Here is a 19,693-nt window from a genome sequence, read left to right as displayed (position 1 = left end):
CGTCCGTTTGGACGTTGGCCTTGAACCCACCCGCCACTGGGTGCATCTTTATCGCTTGTCGCAAAAACAAGAATAAGGATCCCCCATGTTCGATATCAGCACGTTTCCCACCGCCGATGCCGTCCGCCGGGCTGCGCAACTCAGTCAAGAGGACTACCAACGCCTCTACCGCCAATCCATCGAGCAACCCGACACGTTCTGGGCCGAACAGGCCAAGCACTTTCTCGACTGGATCACGCCCTGGCACAGCGTCCAGCAATCGGACATCAAGAGCGGTGCCGCCCAATGGTTTGCCGGCGCTCAACTGAACGTCAGCTACAACTGCATCGACCGTCACCTGGCCAAGCGCGCCGAACAACCGGCCTTCATCTGGGAAGGCGATGATCCGACAAAATCATCCAAAATAACCTACCGCCAACTGCATCAAAACGTCTGCCGCCTGGCCAATGTGCTGAAAAGCCGTGGTGTTAAAAAGGGCGACCGCGTATGCATCTACATGCCAATGATCCCCGAAGCGGCTTACGCGATGCTGGCCTGTACGCGTATTGGCGCGGTGCATTCGGTGGTATTTGGTGGTTTTTCCCCGGATGCCCTGCGCGATCGGATTCTCGACGCTGACTGTCGCACGGTGATTACCGCCGATGAAGGCGTGCGAGGTGGCAAAGCCGTGGCCTTGAAAAAGAACGTCGACAAGGCCCTGGCCAGTTGCCCGGATGTCAGCACCGTGCTGGTAGTGCAACGCACTGGGGCGACAGTCGACTGGGTTGAAGGGCGCGACCTGAAATATCAACAGGCGCTGGATACGGTAAGCGATAACTGCCCTCCCGAGGCCATGGGCGCCGAAGACCCGATGTTTATCCTCTATACCTCCGGCAGCACCGGCAAACCCAAAGGCGTGCTGCACACGACTGGCGGTTACCTGCTGCAAGCAGCGATGACCTTCAAGTACGTGCTCGACTACCGTGAAGGCGAAATATTCTGGTGCACCGCCGATGTCGGCTGGGTCACAGGCCACAGCTATATCGTCTACGGGCCGCTGGCCAATGGTGCCAGCTCACTGATGTTTGAAGGCGTGCCGAGCTACCCGGACAGTTCACGATTCTGGCAGGTGATCGACAAACATCAGGTCAATATCTTCTACACCGCACCGACCGCCTTGCGCGCCTTGATGCGTGAGGGGCCTGGCCCGCTGGCCGGCACTTCCCGCGCCAGCCTGCGGCTACTGGGCAGTGTCGGTGAACCGATCAACCCGGAAGCCTGGGATTGGTACTTCAATGCCGTGGGCGAGCAACGCTGCCCGATTGTCGACACCTGGTGGCAGACTGAAACCGGCGGCATCATGCTCAGCCCGCTGGTCAGCGCCCGGCGGATCAAACCTGGCTGCGCGACCCAACCGATGTTTGGCGTGCAGCCGGTGCTGCTCGATGAACAAGGCAAGGAAATCAGCGGCGCCGGCAGTGGCGTACTCGCGATCAAATCCAGCTGGCCAGGTCAGATCCGTAGCGTGTATGGCGACCCGCAGCGGATGATCGACACCTACTTTAAACCCTATCCCGGCTATTACTTCACCGGCGACGGTGCACGACGGGACGAGGACGGCGACTACTGGATCACCGGGCGCATCGATGATGTGATCAACGTCTCCGGCCATCGTATCGGCACCGCAGAGGTAGAGAGCGCCCTGGTGCTGCACGACAGCGTGGCAGAGGCCGCCGTGGTCGGTTACCCCCATGATGTCAAAGGCCAGGGCATCTACGCCTTCGTTACCCCGATGAACGGCGTGGAGCCGAGCGACGACTTGAAAAAACACCTGCTGGCACTGGTGAGCAAAGAAATCGGCAGCTTCGCCAAGCCGGAGCTGATCCAATGGGCGCCAGCCTTGCCGAAAACCCGCTCAGGCAAGATCATGCGGCGCATTCTGCGCAAGATTGCCTGCAACGAGCTGGACAGCTTGGGTGATACCTCGACCCTGGCGGATCCCAGCGTAGTCGAAGGCTTGATCGACAAGCGCCTGAACCGATAGGAACCCCTGAGTCCCCATGGAATTTATTCGCAGCCGCATCGAAACCCAGCTCATGAGCCTGACCGGAGTGTCCCTGGGCCAGTTCGACCTGGAAAACCCCAAGGGTGATCCAGGCCTGTTCGGACCGGACTCGGTGAGCTGGAAGGTCCATGGTGACTTCAGCAGCATGTTGATCGGCGGCATCAGCGCCTTGATGTTGCAGGCCCTGCACCCGCTGGCACTCGCGGGTGTCTGGGACCATTCGAACTTTCGCGAGGACATGCTCGGGCGCTTGCGGCGCACCTCGCAGTTCATCTCCGGCACCACCTTCGGCTGCCGCCGCGATGCCGAATGGCTGATTGAAAAAGTGCGCACCATTCACCTGCAAGTGGTCGGCCACGCCCCCGACGGCCGTCCCTACGCCGCCAGCGACCCGGAATTGCTGACCTGGGTGCATGTAGCGGAGGTCAGCAACTTCCTCGCCGCCCACCTGCGTTATTGCAATCCGGATTTATCCCCAAGGGATCAGGACCGGTACTACACCGAAATCGCCTTGGTGGCCGAACAGCTTGGCGCCCGCCATGTGCCGCGCTCACGCCAGGAAATCGCCGACTACCTTGAGCGTATTCGCCCGCAGTTGCTGTGTGACAACCGTAGCCACGAGGTGTTGCGCCTGCTGCTCAATGCGCCCTCCCCCAGCACCCTGGCCAAACCTTTCGGTTCGCTGATGATGCAGGCGGGTATCGACCTGCTGCCGGACTGGGCCAGCGACATGCTTGGGCAAAGACAGAGCCCATTGCAACGTCAATTGATCCGGGTCGGCGTCAGGCGCAGTGCACCGATGCTGCGCTGGGCAATGCGCAACGGTTCGGTGCAGCGGGCCCACAGGCGAATGGGCCTGCTGTAGCCATAACTGTTAAACTCCCGCGCCCCAATCACCCAGCAAGGCGCGCTCCATGTCTTCCCTGAATCAGGCGCTGCGCGCCGCCCTCGATCATCGCCAAGACCTGCTTGCCGAGCTGCATCAGCAAGGCACCGACTGCTATCGGTTATTCCATGGCAGCCAGGAAGGCGCCGGCGGCCTGGCGGTCGACCGTTATGGCCCGCAATTGCTGGTGCAAAGCTTCCACCAATCGCTGGACAGCGAGGCCTTGCTGGAACTGCATCAAATCATCAATCAGTACCTGGGCCTGGAATTGTTGCTGGTCTACAACGACCGCTCCCGAGGCAACTCGCGTATCGACCGGGAAGACACGGTCTACCGTGCCGAACCTGCGGCTCTGGAAGACCTGATCGGCCACGAATGGGGCCTCAATTACCGCGTGCGCGGCCGCCATGCCGGGCAAGACCCGCTGCTGTTCCTCGACCTGCGCAACACCCGAGGCTGGGTCAAGGATCATAGCGCCGGCAAAAGCGTACTGAACTTGTTCGCCTATACCTGCGGCGTGGGTTTGAGTGCCGCCGCCGGCGGTGCCCGTGAAGTGTGCAACCTGGACTTTGCCGAAGGCAATCTGGCGGTTGGCCGGGAAAATGGCCTGCTCAACCCACAGTTGCCGGCAATGGCGTTTGTGCAATCCGACTACTTTCCGGCAATTCGCCAGTTGGCCGGTTTGCCGATCACCCAGCGTCGCGGACAGAAACTGCCGAGTTACCCGCGCCTGGAACAGCGCCAATACGACCTGGTACTGCTTGATCCTCCGGCCTGGGCCAAAAGCGCCTTCGGTACGGTTGACCTGCTGCGCGACTACCAAAGCCTGCTCAAGCCGGCACTGCTGGCCACCGCCGATAACGGCGTGCTGATCTGCTGCAACAATCTGGCAAAGGTCAGTATGGATGACTGGCGCGATCAAGTGCTGCGCTGCGCTGAAAAGGCCGGGCGGCCGGTCCGCGACTGGAAAATCATGACGCCTGGTGCAGACTTTCCGTCCCGGGACCTGCAGCCACCACTGAAGACGCTGATACTGCAACTGTAAGACTTGTCCTGAAAGAGTCGACTGGCAGGAATAAAGGCACTGTTCTTCGGAACCGTAAACCCGTGCCATACTCCAAGGCACTTCTGATCGACAAAGATGGCGCCTCACATGCCCAAAGGATTGATACGCGCCGCTGGCGCCTTGCTGACCGCTCTTGCACTGTATAGCTTGCTGGGCTTCCTGATTCTGCCCGGCATTGCCCTTCGCGTGGCCAACCAACAGTTGGCCAATTACGCTACCGTTCCGGCTCACATCGAGCGTATCGAACTCAACCCGTTCAGCCTTGAACTGACCGTATGGGGCCTGAAAATCGGCGAACCCGGCAAGGAACAAGTGGGTTTTGAACGTCTCTACGCCAACCTGCAGATCGACAGTCTCTGGACGCGCGCCCTGCACCTGGCCGACGTGCAACTGGACAAGCCCAAGACCGAGATCCTGTTCGACAAGTCCGGCACACTCAATCTGGCGCAACTGTTCAAGCTGCCTCCCAGTGAGCCGACACCGGTTGATCCCAACAGTAAACCGTTCCCGCTACGCATCGAAAGCATCAAGCTGGCTGGCGGATATGTGCATTTTGAAGACTTGCGCCCCAGCGAACCGATTGAGTTTCTCTACGACAAACTCGACTTCGAGCTGAAAAACCTCAGCACCCTGCCCGAAGACAATGCCGACATGACCTTGGTCGCTGCCGGCCCAGAAGGCGGCCAGATCGACTGGACAGGCAACTTCAGCCTGGTGCCGATTGCGTCCGAAGGTAAATTGAAGGTCACCGACGGCAAGATGAAAGTCTGGTGGCCGTATGTACGTGACGCTCTGCCGCTGGTTCTGGAAGACGGCATCCTCAACTTCAGCACCGATTACAAGCTGAACCTGGCCAAAGAAACCGAACTGAACCTGACCAACGTCTCCGCGAGCATCGCGCCGTTTGCCATCAAGGCGCCAGATGGCCGGCCACTGGCCCGCCTGGAGCGCCTGGACGTCAGCGAAACCACCGTAGACCTGGCCAAGCAGCAAGTCATCGTCGGCAAGATTCGTAGCAACAAGCTCGAAACCTGGGCCGCCCGTGAAGCCGACGGCCAACTGGACTGGCAGAAACTGTTCGCCAGCCAGCCGAGCAAGCCTGCCGCAGCGCCTAAGCCCGCTACCGCGCCGGCCACCGCCGACTCACCAAAACCTGCACCGGCAGCGCCCAGCAAACCCTGGCAAGTTCTGCTCAAGGACGTCCAGTTGCGCAACTACCAGGTGCATCTGGCTGACCGCCAGGTAAAACCTGCGGTAGCCCTGGAGTTGGGCCCGCTGAATCTCGACCTGCAGAATTTCGACAGCCTCAACCAGAGCCCCTTCACCCTCAAGCTCGACACCGGCCTGGGTAAACAGGGCAAGATCCAGGCAACCGGCGAGGTCAACCTGAACCCGGTGAGTGCCAAGCTGAAAGTCGATACCAAGGACATCGACCTGCGGGTCGCCCAGTCCTACATCAGCCCGTTCATCCGCCTGGAACTGCGCAGCGGCATGCTCGGCAGCAACCTGGACGTGAATCTCAAGAGCACCGAGCCCCTGGCCTTCCAGGTCACCGGCCGCGCCCAGGTGGACCAGTTGCATACCCTGGACACCCTCAAGACCCGTGACTTCCTGAAATGGCAGCGCCTGGTGCTGGAAGGGTTGAATTATCAACACGGCAACAGCCTGTCCATCGACAAGGTCAACCTGTTGCAGCCTTACGCGCGCTTCATGATCAATGATGACCGCACCACCAACATCGACGACCTGCTGATTCCCCAGCCTGCCAGCAGCGGCGCCAAGACGGCGGCCAAGCCTGCTGCCAGTAAGGAAAAGCCACTGGGTATCCATATTGGTCAAATTGCGATCAATGATGGCTCGGCCAACTTTGCCGACTTCAGCCTGACCCCGAACTTCGCCACGGCCATCCAACAACTCAACGGCCAGATCGGCACCATTGACAGTCGTGCGGCCAAACCGGCCAGCGTCGACATCAAGGGCAAGGTCGACCGCTACGCGCCAGTGACCATCAAAGGCAGCGTGAATCCGTTTGATCCGATGGCCGCGCTGGACATCGCCACCAGCTTCAAACGTGTGGAACTGACGACATTGACGCCGTACTCCGGCAAATTCGCCGGGTTCCGCATCCGCAAGGGCCGACTCAACCTGGATCTGCACTACGTCATCACCAAGGGCCAGCTGAAAGCCGAGAACAAAGTGGTGGTCGAACAACTGCAACTGGGTGAGAAGGTCGACAGCGCTGACGCCGTGGACCTGCCGATTCGCCTGGCAATTGCCCTGCTCAAGGACTCTGACGGCAAAATCTCGATTGAACTGCCGGTGACCGGCGACTTGAACAACCCGCAATTCAGCGTAATGCCGATTGTCTGGCAGACCCTGCGCAACCTGGTGGTGCGTGCGGCCACGGCGCCCTTCAAGTTTATTGGTGGGCTGATTAGTGGCGGGCCGGAAGACCTGGGCAGCGTGTCATTTGCGGCAGGCTCCAGCGAGTTAAGCAAGGATGCCGAATCGGCACTGAACAGCCTCTCCAAGGCGCTCAAGGAGCGCCCTGCCCTGCGCCTGGAGATTGAGGGTACCGCTGCAGCCAGCAGTGACGGCCCGCTCCTGGCCGCACAGCGACTGGAGCGTGAATACCAGTACAACTACTACAAGATGCTCCAACGCCGAGGCGACAAGGTTCCGGCCCAGGCTTCGCTATTGGACGTACCGGAAAGCGCAAAGGGCCCGCTACTCGAAGGCATCTACCGAACCCGACTGAAACAGCAGCCTCCGGCTGAATGGAAGGACCTGAGCACCGCAGACCGCACAGCGAAGCTACGCGAGGGTGTGATTACCTTCTGGAGCGCCAGCGACGTGCTGCTACGGCAACTGGGTCAGGACCGCGCCAGTGCCATCAAGGACTATCTGGTGGACAAGGGGCAGTTGGAGGATGAGCGGGTTTACTTCATTGATGCCAACCTGGGCCAAGCGGAGAAAGATGGCCGGGTGGTGACTCCCATGCATCTGGAAGCCGAGTAACTCCAGGACCTGCCCAATACCTGTGGCGAGGCGCAAGCCCCCTCGCCACAAGAACTACTTTTCTTACCCACAACAGAACAGGCCCCGACACAAGTGCCGGGGCCTGCAATGACCACATCCGTATGGTCGGTCGCATGAACCTGTCAGGTGCATTGAGTGGATATCTAGCTCACTCGGTGCCACCTTCGCCCAGTTCAGGCGATTCGTTGAGCGTTACTCTGCTTTCAGGCCATCGGCTGATACAGCTTTAACGCCTTTGATTTTCTTGGTGATGGCTACAGCTGTAGTTTTTTGTGCTTCGGTGATTGCAACAGTCGAAGACAGGGAAACGACGCCCTTGTTAGTTTCGACTTTGATGTCGGTGCCAGGAATGCCTTTCTCGGTCACCAGGTCACTTTTCACTTTGGTGGTGATCCAGGTGTCGGAGGTCGCTTCTTTGGCTTTGGTCACTTCACCGGCAGCTACAACCATTGGCGCCTGGGAAGTTTGTGCAAAGGCCACGTTGGCCATGGTCAGGGTCAGAGCGGTGGCAGTTGCAGCAGCGATAGCGAACTTCTTCATACGAGTAACTCCTGTTTTATCGAAAGTCTGCAGCGTGTAAACGTTGATGCTGCAGGGTTACCAGTACTGTTGCAGACGTTGTGCCAAGTTCTCCATCCAACGAAAATCCTTTTAAATCAATAAATTAACTAAATTTCAAATTTCCGAAATCGTGCAACTTGCATGAAGCTGATCGTGCCTGCATGCAAGTTGCGGCTTTTGTACCCGGCCAAACAACTGATTTCACGGCACTTTCCCGCGCCCATAAAAAAAGGACTCCGAAGAGTCCTTTTTCAGCTTGAAGCGCCGGGGTAATTAAACGCCCGAAGCCTTGGCTGCTGCTACGTCCTTGATGGACAGCTTGATACGGCCGCGGTTGTCCACGTCCAGTACCAGCACTTCCACTTCCTGACCTTCTTTCAGAATGTCGGTCACTTTCTCAACGCGAGCGTCGCTCAGCATGGAGATGTGAACCAGACCGTCTTTGCCCGGCAGGATGTTGACGAATGCGCCGAAGTCGACGATGCGCTCAACCTTGCCGACGTAGATCTTGCCGATCTCGGCTTCAGCGGTGATGCCCAGAACGCGCTGACGCGCCGCTTCTGCAGCTTCCTTGGTTTCGCCGAAGATCTTGATCGAGCCGTCATCTTCGATATCGATCGAAGCCTTGGTCTCTTCACAGATCGCACGAATGGTCGCGCCACCTTTACCGATAACATCACGGATTTTGTCGGTGTCGATTTTCATCGCGATCATGGTCGGAGCATTTTCCGACAGTTCGGTGCGAGACTGGCCAATGATCTGGTTCATCTGGCCGAGGATGTTCAGGCGCGCTTCCAGGGCTTGGCCCAGAGCGATTTCCATGATTTCTTCGGTGATGCCCTTGATCTTGATGTCCATCTGCAGCGCGGTAACACCTTTAGCGGTACCGGCTACTTTGAAGTCCATGTCGCCCAGGTGGTCTTCGTCACCCAGGATGTCGGTCAGGATGGCGAACTTCTCGCCTTCTTTAACCAGGCCCATGGCGATACCGGCAACCGGCGCCTTCATCGGCACACCGGCGTCCATCAGAGCCAGGGAAGCACCGCAGACCGAAGCCATGGAGCTGGAACCGTTGGACTCGGTGATTTCCGACACAACACGAATGGTGTACGGGAACACGTCAGCGGCAGGCAGCATGGCCGAAATCGAACGACGGGCCAGACGGCCGTGACCGATTTCGCGACGACCAGCACCACCCATGCGACCACACTCACCTACCGAGAACGGAGGGAAGTTGTAGTGCAGCATGAACGGATCTTTTTTCTCGCCTTCCAGGGTGTCCAGCAGCTGTGCGTCACGGGCAGTACCCAGCGTCGCGACTACCAGGGCCTGGGTTTCGCCACGGGTGAACAGGGCCGAGCCGTGGGTTTTTGGCAGAACGCCGACTTCGATGTTCAGCGGGCGAACGGTGCGGGTGTCGCGACCGTCGATACGTGGCTTGCCGTTAACGATGTTTTCGCGAACGGTGCGGTATTCGATTTCGCCGAAAGCCGCTTTGACTTCGCTGGAAGAAGGCTGGCCTTCTTCACCGGACAGCTTGGCAACAACCTGGTCCTTCAACTCACCCAGGCGAGCGTAACGGTCGGCCTTGATGGTAATGGTGTAGGCGTCGGAGATCGCAGCGCCGAACTCGGAGCGGATAGCGCCCAGCAGTTCAGTGGCTTCAGGCGCGGCAGCCCAGGTCCAGGTTGGCTTGGCAGCTTCAGCGGCCAGTTCTTTAACAGCGTTGATCACAACCTGGAACTCGTCGTGAGCAAACAGTACAGCGCCCAGCATCTGGTCTTCGGTCAGCTCTTTAGCTTCCGATTCAACCATCAACACGGCTTCCGAAGTACCGGCAACGACCATGTCCAGGCTCGAAGCTTTCTGTTGTTCGTAAGTCGGGTTCAGCAGGTAGCCAGTGCTTTCGTGGAACGCAACACGGGCAGCGCCGATCGGGCCATCGAAAGGAATACCGGAGATGGCCAGGGCAGCCGAGGTACCGATCATCGCAGCGATGTCCGGATCGGTCTTTTTGCTGGTGGAAACGACGGTGCAGACAACCTGCACTTCGTTCATGAAGCCTTCTGGAAACAGCGGACGGATCGGACGGTCGATCAGTCGGGAGGTCAGGGTTTCTTTCTCGGAAGGACGGCCTTCGCGCTTGAAGAAACCGCCAGGAATTTTACCGGCAGCGTAGGTCTTTTCCTGATAGTGAACAGAAAGAGGGAAGAAGCCTTTGCTTGAGTCGGCGTGCTTGGCGCCTACAACGGTCACCAATACGGTGACGTCGTCGTCAACGGTAACCAGCACTGCGCCGGAGGCTTGACGGGCGATACGGCCTGTCTCGAGGGTAACGGTCGACTGACCGAACTGGAATTTTTTGATAACCGGGTTCACGGTGTCCTACCTTCTTTGTGGCTCTTGGGGAACTTGTCTTCTTGCGAAATTCTTGGGCAATGTCGGGAATCGGCCCAACGCCTGTCCAGGGTAAAACGTGTATCCAGATAAAACTTGAGGCTGGAAGCCTGCCATGGGCCAGCGGGAAACCCACTGGCACACGACAGCCAACCAACCTCTAGCGCAATCGCTGATTAGCGACGCAGACCCAGGCGACCGATCAGAGTCTGATAACGACCCAGATCCTTGCCTTTCAGGTAGTCCAGCAGCTTACGGCGCTGGTTTACCATGCGGATCAGACCACGACGGGAGTGGTGATCTTTACCGTTGGCCTTGAAGTGACCTTGCAGCTTGTTGATGTTGTGGGTCAGCAGTGCAACTTGCACTTCTGGCGAACCAGTGTCACCAACAGCTTGCTGATAGTCAGCAACGATTTGTGCTTTTTCTTGAACGTCGAGAGCCATGAGGCAATCCTTTTTTCAGGAAACCACCCAAAGGGCAGTTTCAACAGGCCAGGGACAAATCCCTGTATCTAAAAATGAGTAGTGACCATGCCTGCTAACAGCCACCCTCGTTCCAGTTTGCGTAAAAGCTACTGCGCTCGGTAATCCTGCGTCAAAAACAGGCTCGGAATGCTCATTAACAGCAGTTAACTCCGCTTCCTCGCCTGTTTTTTCCTTGTCTTACCTTCGCTCGCTACGCTTTTACCACAAACTGGTTCCGGTCATTCTGACCGAATCAGTCGACGCGGCGCGATGCGCCCGTCTTCGCTCACTTCACCGATACCGATAAAGCGACCGTTATGATCCTGTACTCGCACCATGCCAAACTTCGGGGCATCCGGGGCACGTACCGGCTGGCCGTTAAGCCAGTAGAACGCGCTGTGCTCCGAGAAGTGCAGCAATGGCCAATCCAGCAAACCGCTGTCCGATGGCATCAGGAAGCGATCAACCGCTTCGTTGCCGCCTTCGGCATGCACCGCTTCCAGCTCTTCCAGCGTGACCGTCTGGGCCAGGGTGAAAGGTCCGGCCTGGGTGCGTCGCAGTTCTGCAACGTATGCGCCACAGCCTAGTTGCTCACCAATATCTTCCACCAGGGTACGGATATAGGTGCCTTTGCTGCAGTCCACCGCCAACCGGGCGGTATCACCTTCACAGGCGAGCAATTCCAAGCGCGCAATAGTAACAGAACGCGGTTCGCGCTCCACTACTTCGCCCGCACGTGCCAGCTTGTAAAGAGGCTGACCATCACGCTTGAGAGCCGAGTACATCGGCGGTATCTGACTGATTTGCCCACGAAAAGCGGGTAAAGCAGCTTCGATATCAGCACGACCAACGGTCACGTCCCGAACCTGCAAAACATCACCTTCGGCGTCTGCCGTGGTGGTGGTCTTGCCCAGTTGCATCAGGGTTTCGTAACCCTTGTCGGAATCCAGCAGGTATTGCGAGAACTTGGTGGCCTCACCAAAGCACAGCGGCAAGACACCGGTGGCCAAGGGATCAAGGCTGCCGGTGTGCCCGGCCTTCTCGGCATTGAGCAGCCAGCGGACCTTCTGCAGCGCCGCATTGGAGGTAAAGCCAATGGGCTTGTCGAGCAGAATAATACCGCTGACGTTACGACGGATACGTTTGACCTGAGCCACCGATTACTCCTTGGCGTCTTCAGGCGTGGCGGATTCCGGGTGCTGATTGTCTTCAGCCACGGCCCGCTCGATCAGTGCCGACAGGTGCGCGCCACGCACGACGCTTTCGTCGTAGTGGAAGTGCAACTGAGGAACGCTGCGCAGCTTCATTTCACGGGCCAGCTGCATGCGCAGAAAGCCTGCGGCAGAGTTGAGCACCTTGATGCTTTGCGCGATTTCTTCGGCGCTGTCCTGGCCCATCACGGTAATGAAGATCTTGGCGTGACCCACGTCACGGCTGACCTCAACGGCGGTGATGGTGACCAGGCCAACACGTGGATCTTTTACTTCACGACGGATCAACTGTGCCAGCTCGCGCTGCATCTGATCGCCGATACGTTGGGTACGGCTGTATTCTTTTGCCATGTCTTGTTACCTGTTACTGCCACACGGTGAAACCCGTGGGGTCTGAAAGCGGCAAACGCCCGGCCTGACAAAAGCCAGACCGGGCGTTGCGTTTAGAGTCCGGACGCTGCGCCAGGCATCTGCATGCCCGGGCGCCGCGTGGCCCTTGAAGTGCGCGAGTTAGAGGCTGCGAGCAACCTGAACCTTCTCGTAGACTTCGATCTTGTCACCCGCTTTGACGTCGTTGTAGCTCTTGACGCCGATACCGCATTCCATGCCGGCACGTACTTCAGAAGCGTCATCCTTGAAGCGGCGCAGGGATTCCAGCTCGCCTTCGAAGATAACGATGTCTTCACGCAGTACACGGATTGGACGGTTACGGTGCACAACACCTTCGATAACCATGCAACCGGCGATCGCGCCGAATTTCGGCGAGCGGAACACGTCACGCACCTCGGCCACACCCAGGATGTTCTCCCGGACGTCGCTGCCAAGCATGCCGGTAAGGGCTTTCTTGACGTCTTCGATGATGTCGTAGATGACGTTGTAGTAACGCATGTCCAGGCCTTCCTGCTCGACGATCTTCCGTGCGCCAGCATCGGCACGCACGTTGAAGCCGAACAGTACTGCGTTGGAAGCCAGTGCCAGGTTGGCGTCGGATTCGGTGATACCACCGACACCGCCACCGACAACACGCACTTGCACTTCGTCGTTACCCAGGCCGTTCAAGGCGCCGTTCAACGCTTCGAGGGAACCACGAACGTCAGATTTGAGGACGATGTTGAGCGTCTTCTTCTCTGCCTGGCCCATGTTCTCGAAGATGTTTTCCAGCTTGCCGGCGTGAGCACGGGCCAGTTTGACCTCACGGAACTTGCCTTGACGGAACAAAGCCACTTCACGGGCTTTCTTCTCGTCCGACAGCACGCTCATCTCGTCGCCAGCGTCCGGAGTACCGTCCAGGCCGAGGATCTCGACAGGGATGGAAGGACCGGCTTCTTTGATTGGCTTGCCGTTCTCGTCGAGCATGGCACGTACACGGCCGTAGTTCGAACCGACCAGCACCATGTCGCCTTGGCGCAGGGTACCGTCTTGAACCAGAACGGTTGCAACCGGGCCACGACCTTTGTCGAGACGCGATTCAACCACAACACCACGACCTGGAGCCGACGGAGTTGCTTTCAGCTCGAGTACTTCGGCTTGCAGCAGAACAGCTTCGAGCAGTTCGTCTACACCGGTACCGACTTTCGCCGAGACCGAAACGAACGGCGTATCACCGCCCCACTCTTCGGAAGTCACGCCGTGAACCGACAGTTCGCTACGGATACGATCGAGATCGGCGCCCGGCTTGTCGATTTTGTTCACGGCAACAACCAGTGGCACACCAGCGGCCTTGGCGTGCTGGACAGCTTCAATGGTCTGCGGCATTACGCCGTCGTCCGCTGCAACTACCAGGATCACGATGTCGGTCGCCTTGGCACCACGGGCACGCATGGCGGTAAACGCGGCGTGACCTGGGGTGTCGAGGAAGGTGACCATGCCGCGTTCGGTTTCAACGTGGTACGCACCGATGTGCTGGGTGATGCCGCCGGCTTCGCCTGCAGCTACCTTGGCACGACGGATGTAGTCGAGCAGCGAAGTCTTACCATGGTCAACGTGGCCCATTACGGTCACGACTGGCGCACGGGAGAAGGTCTCGCCTTCAAACTTCAGGGACTCAGCCAGGGAATCTTCCAGGGCGGTGTCGCTGACCAGGGTCACTTTGTGGCCCAGCTCTTCAGCAACCAGTTGGGCAGTTTCCTGGTCCAGTACCTGGTTGATGGTCGCTGGAGTACCCAGTTTGAACATGAACTTGATGATTTCAGCAGCCTTGACCGACATCTGATTGGCGAGATCGCCAACAGTGATGGTCTCGCCGATCTGCACATCACGCACAACAGGGCCGGTTGGGCTCTGGAAACCGTGGGCGTTGCGTTTCTTCAGCTTGGCCTTGCCGCGACCACCACGACGGAAGCCATCGCTTTCTTCGTCGGTAGTACGTGGAGCAACCCGTGGCGCTGGCGCCTTCTCTTTGACCGAAGCACGATGTGGAGCGTTTTTGCGCTCACCATCGCCACTGCCACGACGATTGTTATCGTCGGCACGTGGTTTGTCCGGACGACGAGGCTCTTCGCGTTTGCGAGCGTCGGCTGCGGGAGCAGGCGTGGCGGCAACCGGAGCGGCCTCACGAACAGCTTCTACAGGCGCGCCAGGCGCGGCAACTGCCTCAGCGTTAGCAGGTTGCGCAGCAGCAGGCTGGCGACGCGCTTCTTCTTCGGCGCGACGCTTGGCTTCTTCTTCAGCCTTCTGACGAGCAGCATTTTCTACTGCGCGACGTTCTTCCAGTTCGCGTTTGCGCTCGGCTTCGATTTCTTCCGGGCTGCGCTGTACGAAGACTTTCTTCTTGCGTACTTCAACGCTGATGCTCTTGCTACCAGCAACACGCAGGGTGCTGGTGGTTTTGCGCTGCAATGTAATCTTGCGCGGTTCTTCCACTTTCGCCTTGTGGCTGCTCTTCAAGTGAGTCAGCAAAGACTGCTTCTCACTATCGCTCACACCTTCATCGGCGGCGGTGTGCGGCAGACCTGCCTCACGCATCTGCTGCAACAGGCGCTCTACCGGTGTTTTGACCTCATCGGCCAGTTGTTTCACCGTGACTTGCGTCATGCACTTCTCTCCTCAGGCCGCGCCTAATTACTCGAACCAATGGGCTCGGGCGGCCATGATCAACTTGCCGGCACGATCATCGTCAATGCCGTCGATGTCGAGCAGGTCGTCAATAGACTGCTCGGCCAGGTCTTCGCGGGTAATTACGCCGCGCACCGCCAGTTCCATCGCCAAATCCTTGTCCATACCCTCAAGCGAGAGCAGGTCTTCGGCCGGATGGGCGTCTGCCAGCTTTTCCTCAGTAGCGATGGCTTTAGTCAACAAACGATCCTTGGCCCGAGCGCGAAGCTCGTTGACAGTGTCTTCGTCAAAGCCGTCGATGTTGAGCATTTCTTCCAACGGTACGTAGGCAATCTCTTCCAGGCTGGTAAAGCCTTCATCCACCAGCACCTGCGCAAGGTCTTCGTCGACTTCCAGCTCGTCGATGAAGTTGCGCAGGATGTCACCGGTTTCTGCTTGCTGCTTAGCCTGGATGTCCGATTCGGTCATCACGTTCAGGGTCCAACCAGTCAACTGGCTGGCCAAACGTACGTTCTGACCACCGCGACCGATGGCCTGAGCCAGATTGTCTGCGCCAACGGCGATGTCCATTGCATGGGCATCTTCGTCAACGATAATTGCCGCCACTTCTGCAGGCGACATGGCGTTGATCACGAACTGCGCCGGGTTATCGTCCCACAGGACGATGTCCACACGCTCACCGCCCAATTCGCCCGATACAGCCTGGACGCGCGAACCGCGCATACCAATGCAAGCACCTTGCGGGTCGATGCGTTTGTCCTTGGAGCGGACCGCAATCTTGGCGCGCGAACCCGGATCGCGGGACGCAGCCATGACTTCGATCAGACCTTCGGCAATTTCCGGCACTTCGATACGGAACAGCTCGATCAGCATTTCCGGCGCGGTACGCGACAGGATCAGCTGAGGGCCGCGATTCTCGGTGCGGATTTCCTTGAGCAGCGCACGCAAGCGCACGCCAACCCGGAAAGTTTCGCGGGAAATGATGTCTTCACGGGCCAGCAACGCTTCAGCGTTGTTACCCAGGTCAACGATCACATTGTCGCGGGTCACTTTTTTCACGGTGCCGGAGATAATTTCCCCCAGGCGCTCGCGATAAGCGTCAACGACTTGAGCGCGCTCGGCTTCACGAACCTTTTGCACGATGACTTGCTTGGCAGTCTGTGCAGCAATACGGCCGAACTCGATGGACTCGATCTTTTCTTCGACGACATCACCAACCTGAGCGCCTGGGTGCGTTTCAGCAACCTTGCTCGGCCAGGTTTCGATGGCCGGATCATCAAGATCGGCTTCTTCGACGACCGTCCAGCGACGGAAAGTCTCATAGGCACCGGTGTGGCGATTGATTTCCACACGCAGATCAACTTCGTCTTCAAAACGCTTTTTGGTAGCAGTGGCCAGGGCCAGCTCCAGCGCTTCAAAAATCACGTTTGCCGGTACGCCCTTTTCATTGGATACCGACTCAACAACCAGCAGTACTTCTTTGCTCATCGTACGCCTCGCCTTTCGCAAGCCATTGGATCCGCGGGATCCGCGTCTCAGTCAAAACTGGGAATAATGTTGGCCTTGTCGATCATATCGATCGGCAACAGGAATTCATGGTCTTCAACCTGCACCACGACGTCCTGCTCTTCTACACCGCGCAGAAGGCCCTGAAAGTTGCGTCGCCCTTCAAAGGGAGAGCGCAGCTTGATCTTCACTTGTTCACCGGCAAATTTTGCATACTGCTCAATAGTGAACAGTGGGCGTTCCATGCCAGGCGAGGAAACTTCGAGGGTGTATTCAACGGCGATCGGATCTTCAACATCCAGGACACCGCTGATCTGACGGCTGACAATGGCACAATCGTCCACCAGCACACCGCCCTCTTTATCGATATAAACGCGCAACATTGAGTGGCGACCTTGAGCCGAGAACTCAATACCCCAGCATTCATAGCCTAGGGCCACGACCACCGGGGCCAACAAGGCCTGCAACTCTTCTAGCTTGCTCGACACCTGAACCCCCTCGTGCATGTATGTGCATGCTGTGCAAAATAAAAAAATGGGCGAAACGCCCATCCTTGAAACGCCGTCGAACAGCGGCGTTGAAAGTGTCCAGCTAACAAAAAGCCCCTTAAAAGGGGCTCCGCTAAAACTGGTTGCGGGGGCCGGATTTGAACCGACGACCTTCGGGTTATGAGCCCGACGAGCTACCAGACTGCTCCACCCCGCGACAAAGCTGGGGCGGAAGTATACGACCGATCCCTTACAGGGTCAATGTAACCTTCCACCTACAAGAAAGCCCGCAACAGCGGGCTCTCCTGATAATTGGTACCGAGAAGGGGACTCGAACCCCTACACCCTATGGGCACAACCACCTCAAGGTTGCGTGTCTACCAATTCCACCACCTCGGCAATACTACGTTTGAAACACTTCTTACTTCTGCTCTTGAGCTGGAGGCACGTCAGTCGCTGGAGTAGCCGACTTTTGCTCTTGAAGCACCGGGACATCATCAGAAGCCGGTTTTGCTTTTGGTACTTCCAACACTGCTGGGTTTGGGAGACCTACTTGAGTCAGCACATGAGCTTTCTCTTTAGCAAAGTAACCTAACCCCAAGCTGGTTATGAAGAAACCGGCGGCAAGTATAGCAGTAAACTTACTAAGAAAGGTAGAGGAACCTTGGCTTCCGAACACAGTATTTGAAGCACCTGCCCCGAAAGACGCGCCAGCGTCCGCACCTTTACCCTGTTGCAGCAAAACCAGAGCAACTACGCCCAGTGCACCCAACAGATGAAAAACAACGATGACTGTTTCCAGCATTTTTTCAGTTTCCCGCGGCGCGACAGATCGCACCGAACTCATCTGCATTCAGGGAAGCTCCACCAATGAGCCCCCCATCGATATCCGGCATGCCGAACAGTTCGACCGCATTGGCCGCCTTCACGCTGCCGCCGTATAGAAGCCGCACACCTCGTGCGACCTCAGAATTCTCTGCCGCCAACTGCGCGCGGATGGCTGCATGCACATCCTGCGCCTGTTGCGGCGAAGCAGTCAGCCCGGTACCAATGGCCCAGACCGGCTCGTAAGCAATTACTGCATTTGCAAAGGCACCGACTCCCAGCTCTTCAATGATGCTGCCCAGCTGACGCCCGACAACCTCAAGAGTTTTTCCGGATTCGCGCTGCTCCAGGGTCTCCCCTATGCACAACACCGGAATCAAGCCACAAGCCTGTGCCGCTGCGAATTTTCGATTGAGTGTCCCATCACGCTCGCCCATCATCTGACGACGCTCGGAGTGCCCAACAAGCACCAGGGAACATCCCGCATCAACCAATTGACTCGGTGCAATCTCACCGGTCAATGCACCTTGCATGGCTTCCACCGCAGAGTTCTGCGCGCCGACCTGAATCGACTTACCCTTCAAGACATCAATCACTTGATTGATGTACAAGCAAGGCGGGAATACCGCGACATCCACACCGCTCGGCAAGGCCAAATGACGAAGGCCGTTGATCAGCTCGGCGACACTGGCGCGGGTACCGTGCATTTTCCAGTTACCAGCTACCATAGTGCGACGCATGCTGTACCTCGTCGGTCAAAGTGGGCGCAGATGTTACCCAACCACATCATCACTGGCAAGCCGAATTCAGGCGCAAACTTCAGTTACCAGTTTTGCCAGCTCTTCGGCGTAGCCACGAACCTGCGTTTCGTCCTCGCCTTCGACCATTACGCGAACCAGAGGCTCGGTGCCTGACTTGCGCAACAAGACTCGCCCACGCCCTGCCATCGCAGCAGTAACGCGCTCGCTAGCCTCTTTGACGGCTGGATGTTCGATAGGATTCGCACCGCCCGAAAAACGGACATTGAGCAGCACTTGCGGGCACTTGCGCAGCGCCTGGCGGGCCTCGGCAAGACTTTCCTCACGACGACGCAAGGCCAGTAGCACCTGCAACGCAGCAATGATTGCATCCCCGGTAGTGGTGTGCTGAAAACAGACAACATGCCCCGAATTCTCACCACCCACCTGCCAGTTACGCTCCAGCAACTCAGCGATTACGTAACGGTCGCCGACATTGGCGCGCACGAACGGAATCCCCAGATCTGCCAGTGCCAGCTCCAACCCCAAATTACTCATCAAGGTGCCAACAACGCCACCTTGCAGCTTGTTACGCTCGTGCAAGTCCCGGGCGATGATAAACAGCAGATCATCACCATCGACAATCGCACCCGTGTGATCGACCATCAGCACTCGATCGCCATCACCATCAAAAGCAATACCCAGGTCAGCGTGCTCAGCCAAAACCGCAGCCTGCAGTTGCCCCATATGGGTCGAGCCGCAGTTGTCGTTGATGTTCAAACCGTTAGGCTGGGCCGAAAGCACAGTCACTTGCGCACCCAGCTCCTTGAACACGCTGGGCGCCACCTTGTAGGTAGCACCATGAGCGCAGTCGATGACGACCTTCAGGCCAGCAAAATTGGTACTGCTCGGCACACTGCTTTTGCAAAATTCGATGTAACGACCGGAAGCGTCGTTAATTCGCGAGACCTTGCCCAACTTGCCCGACTCAACGACAGTCATCGGCGCATCCAGCAGCTCTTCAATCATGTGCTCGATCTCGTCCGGCAGCTTGGTACCCTGCCCCGAGAAGAACTTGATGCCGTTGTCATCATGAGGATTGTGCGAGGCGCTGATCACGATACCGGCTTCAGCGTGAAAGGTACGCGTCAGGTAAGCGATCGCCGGCGTAGGCATTGGCCCCAACAGCATCACATCAGCACCAGCAGCAGACAGGCCAGCCTCCAGCGCCGACTCAAACATATAACCCGAGATTCGAGTGTCCTTGCCGACCAGAATCCGGCATGCGCCCATGCTACGAAACGCCATACCCGCAGCCCAGCCCAACTTGAGCATGAAGTCAGGAGTAATCGGGAATTCGCCGACCCGACCACGTATACCGTCGGTGCCAAAGTATTTTTTAGTCATAAGTG

Annotated in this window: 15 protein-coding genes and 2 tRNA genes; 4 read left to right on the top strand and 13 right to left on the bottom strand. The window is 57.8% G+C overall.

The features are described from left to right. The first annotated feature begins 85 nt into the window (after positions 1 to 85). The 4 genes from acs (at position 86) to GNF76_RS16730 (ending at position 7,014) form a co-directional block, all read left to right on the top strand. On the top strand, positions 86 to 2,023 hold the full coding sequence (gene acs, locus GNF76_RS16745; protein WP_155584238.1) for an acetate--CoA ligase: 1,938 nt from the start codon (positions 86 to 88) through the stop codon (positions 2,021 to 2,023). A gap of 16 nt (positions 2,024 to 2,039) precedes the next feature. Next, positions 2,040 to 2,909 carry an oxygenase MpaB family protein gene (locus tag GNF76_RS16740; protein ID WP_155584237.1) on the top strand — a complete coding sequence of 290 codons (870 nt, stop codon included), beginning with the start codon at positions 2,040 to 2,042 and terminating at the stop codon, positions 2,907 to 2,909. Positions 2,910 to 2,958: 49 nt separating this feature from the next. Then, entirely contained in the window at positions 2,959 to 3,975 is a 1,017-nt protein-coding gene (locus GNF76_RS16735) for a class I SAM-dependent rRNA methyltransferase (RefSeq protein WP_155584236.1), read from the top strand. Positions 3,976 to 4,083: 108 nt separating this feature from the next. Beyond that, positions 4,084 to 7,014: a DUF748 domain-containing protein gene (locus GNF76_RS16730; RefSeq protein ID WP_155584235.1), complete on the top strand. Its 2,931-nt coding sequence runs from the start codon at positions 4,084 to 4,086 to the stop codon at positions 7,012 to 7,014. Positions 7,015 to 7,227: 213 nt separating this feature from the next. Here GNF76_RS16730 and GNF76_RS16725 read toward each other — a convergent pair whose 3' ends face one another. The 13 genes from GNF76_RS16725 to glmM all read right to left on the bottom strand — a co-directional run bounded on the left by GNF76_RS16725 (position 7,228) and on the right by glmM (position 19,688). Then, entirely contained in the window at positions 7,228 to 7,575 is a 348-nt protein-coding gene (locus GNF76_RS16725; protein WP_155584234.1) for a BON domain-containing protein, read from the bottom strand. A 294-nt stretch (positions 7,576 to 7,869) separates the two neighbouring features. Then, the gene (pnp, locus tag GNF76_RS16720; protein ID WP_178123371.1) at positions 7,870 to 9,975 is read right to left on the bottom strand and encodes a polyribonucleotide nucleotidyltransferase; all 2,106 of its coding nucleotides are present in this window, start codon (positions 9,973 to 9,975) and stop codon (positions 7,870 to 7,872) included. 194 nt (positions 9,976 to 10,169) lie between these two features. Then, positions 10,170 to 10,439, bottom strand: a complete 270-nt coding sequence (gene rpsO, locus GNF76_RS16715; RefSeq protein ID WP_003177875.1) for a 30S ribosomal protein S15 — start codon at positions 10,437 to 10,439, stop codon at positions 10,170 to 10,172. A 260-nt stretch (positions 10,440 to 10,699) separates the two neighbouring features. After that, positions 10,700 to 11,617: a tRNA pseudouridine(55) synthase TruB gene (gene truB / locus GNF76_RS16710; RefSeq protein ID WP_003176136.1), complete on the bottom strand. Its 918-nt coding sequence runs from the start codon at positions 11,615 to 11,617 to the stop codon at positions 10,700 to 10,702. A 3-nt stretch (positions 11,618 to 11,620) separates the two neighbouring features. Then, positions 11,621 to 12,022 carry a 30S ribosome-binding factor RbfA gene (gene rbfA / locus GNF76_RS16705; RefSeq protein ID WP_155584233.1) on the bottom strand — a complete coding sequence of 134 codons (402 nt, stop codon included), beginning with the start codon at positions 12,020 to 12,022 and terminating at the stop codon, positions 11,621 to 11,623. A gap of 159 nt (positions 12,023 to 12,181) precedes the next feature. Next, entirely contained in the window at positions 12,182 to 14,704 is a 2,523-nt protein-coding gene (gene infB, locus GNF76_RS16700; RefSeq protein ID WP_155584232.1) for a translation initiation factor IF-2, read from the bottom strand. Positions 14,705 to 14,731: 27 nt separating this feature from the next. After that, positions 14,732 to 16,213, bottom strand: a complete 1,482-nt coding sequence (nusA, locus tag GNF76_RS16695; RefSeq protein ID WP_003212187.1) for a transcription termination factor NusA — start codon at positions 16,211 to 16,213, stop codon at positions 14,732 to 14,734. 47 nt (positions 16,214 to 16,260) lie between these two features. Beyond that, positions 16,261 to 16,719, bottom strand: coding sequence for a ribosome maturation factor RimP (gene rimP, locus GNF76_RS16690; protein ID WP_169352877.1), 459 nt, complete (start codon positions 16,717 to 16,719; stop codon positions 16,261 to 16,263). A 140-nt stretch (positions 16,720 to 16,859) separates the two neighbouring features. Next, a tRNA-Met gene (locus GNF76_RS16685) sits at positions 16,860 to 16,936 on the bottom strand. 96 nt (positions 16,937 to 17,032) lie between these two features. Next, positions 17,033 to 17,118, bottom strand: a tRNA-Leu gene (locus GNF76_RS16680). A gap of 22 nt (positions 17,119 to 17,140) precedes the next feature. Then, the gene (secG, locus tag GNF76_RS16675; protein ID WP_026078118.1) at positions 17,141 to 17,524 is read right to left on the bottom strand and encodes a preprotein translocase subunit SecG; all 384 of its coding nucleotides are present in this window, start codon (positions 17,522 to 17,524) and stop codon (positions 17,141 to 17,143) included. Between the two features lie 4 nt (positions 17,525 to 17,528). Further along, complete coding sequence (gene tpiA / locus GNF76_RS16670) at positions 17,529 to 18,284, bottom strand: triose-phosphate isomerase (RefSeq protein ID WP_155584230.1); 756 nt, start codon at positions 18,282 to 18,284, stop codon at positions 17,529 to 17,531. A 66-nt stretch (positions 18,285 to 18,350) separates the two neighbouring features. Then, positions 18,351 to 19,688, bottom strand: a complete 1,338-nt coding sequence (gene glmM, locus GNF76_RS16665) for a phosphoglucosamine mutase (RefSeq protein ID WP_155584229.1) — start codon at positions 19,686 to 19,688, stop codon at positions 18,351 to 18,353. Between the last annotated feature and the right edge of the window lie 5 nt (positions 19,689 to 19,693).

The organism is Pseudomonas spelaei (assembly GCF_009724245.1).
GTDB lineage: Bacteria > Pseudomonadota > Gammaproteobacteria > Pseudomonadales > Pseudomonadaceae > Aquipseudomonas > Aquipseudomonas spelaei.
Note: the sequence above shows the minus strand (reverse complement) of the source record. Positions and strands in the feature narration are given on the sequence as shown.

What these genes read in the sequence shown, in the direction of transcription:
- nusA (WP_003212187.1), bottom strand. Translation starts at nt 16,213, where the DNA reads ATGAGCAAAGAAGTACTGCTGGTTGTTGAGTCGGTATCCAATGAAAAG.
- GNF76_RS16740 (WP_155584237.1), top strand. Translation starts at nt 2,040, where the DNA reads ATGGAATTTATTCGCAGCCGCATCGAAACCCAGCTCATGAGCCTGACC.
- GNF76_RS16725 (WP_155584234.1), bottom strand. Translation starts at nt 7,575, where the DNA reads ATGAAGAAGTTCGCTATCGCTGCTGCAACTGCCACCGCTCTGACCCTG.
- infB (WP_155584232.1), bottom strand. Translation starts at nt 14,704, where the DNA reads ATGACGCAAGTCACGGTGAAACAACTGGCCGATGAGGTCAAAACACCG.
- acs (WP_155584238.1), top strand. Translation starts at nt 86, where the DNA reads ATGTTCGATATCAGCACGTTTCCCACCGCCGATGCCGTCCGCCGGGCT.
- GNF76_RS16735 (WP_155584236.1), top strand. Translation starts at nt 2,959, where the DNA reads ATGTCTTCCCTGAATCAGGCGCTGCGCGCCGCCCTCGATCATCGCCAA.
- tpiA (WP_155584230.1), bottom strand. Translation starts at nt 18,284, where the DNA reads ATGCGTCGCACTATGGTAGCTGGTAACTGGAAAATGCACGGTACCCGC.
- rbfA (WP_155584233.1), bottom strand. Translation starts at nt 12,022, where the DNA reads ATGGCAAAAGAATACAGCCGTACCCAACGTATCGGCGATCAGATGCAG.
- rpsO (WP_003177875.1), bottom strand. Translation starts at nt 10,439, where the DNA reads ATGGCTCTCGACGTTCAAGAAAAAGCACAAATCGTTGCTGACTATCAG.
- glmM (WP_155584229.1), bottom strand. Translation starts at nt 19,688, where the DNA reads ATGACTAAAAAATACTTTGGCACCGACGGTATACGTGGTCGGGTCGGC.
- GNF76_RS16730 (WP_155584235.1), top strand. Translation starts at nt 4,084, where the DNA reads ATGCCCAAAGGATTGATACGCGCCGCTGGCGCCTTGCTGACCGCTCTT.
- secG (WP_026078118.1), bottom strand. Translation starts at nt 17,524, where the DNA reads ATGCTGGAAACAGTCATCGTTGTTTTTCATCTGTTGGGTGCACTGGGC.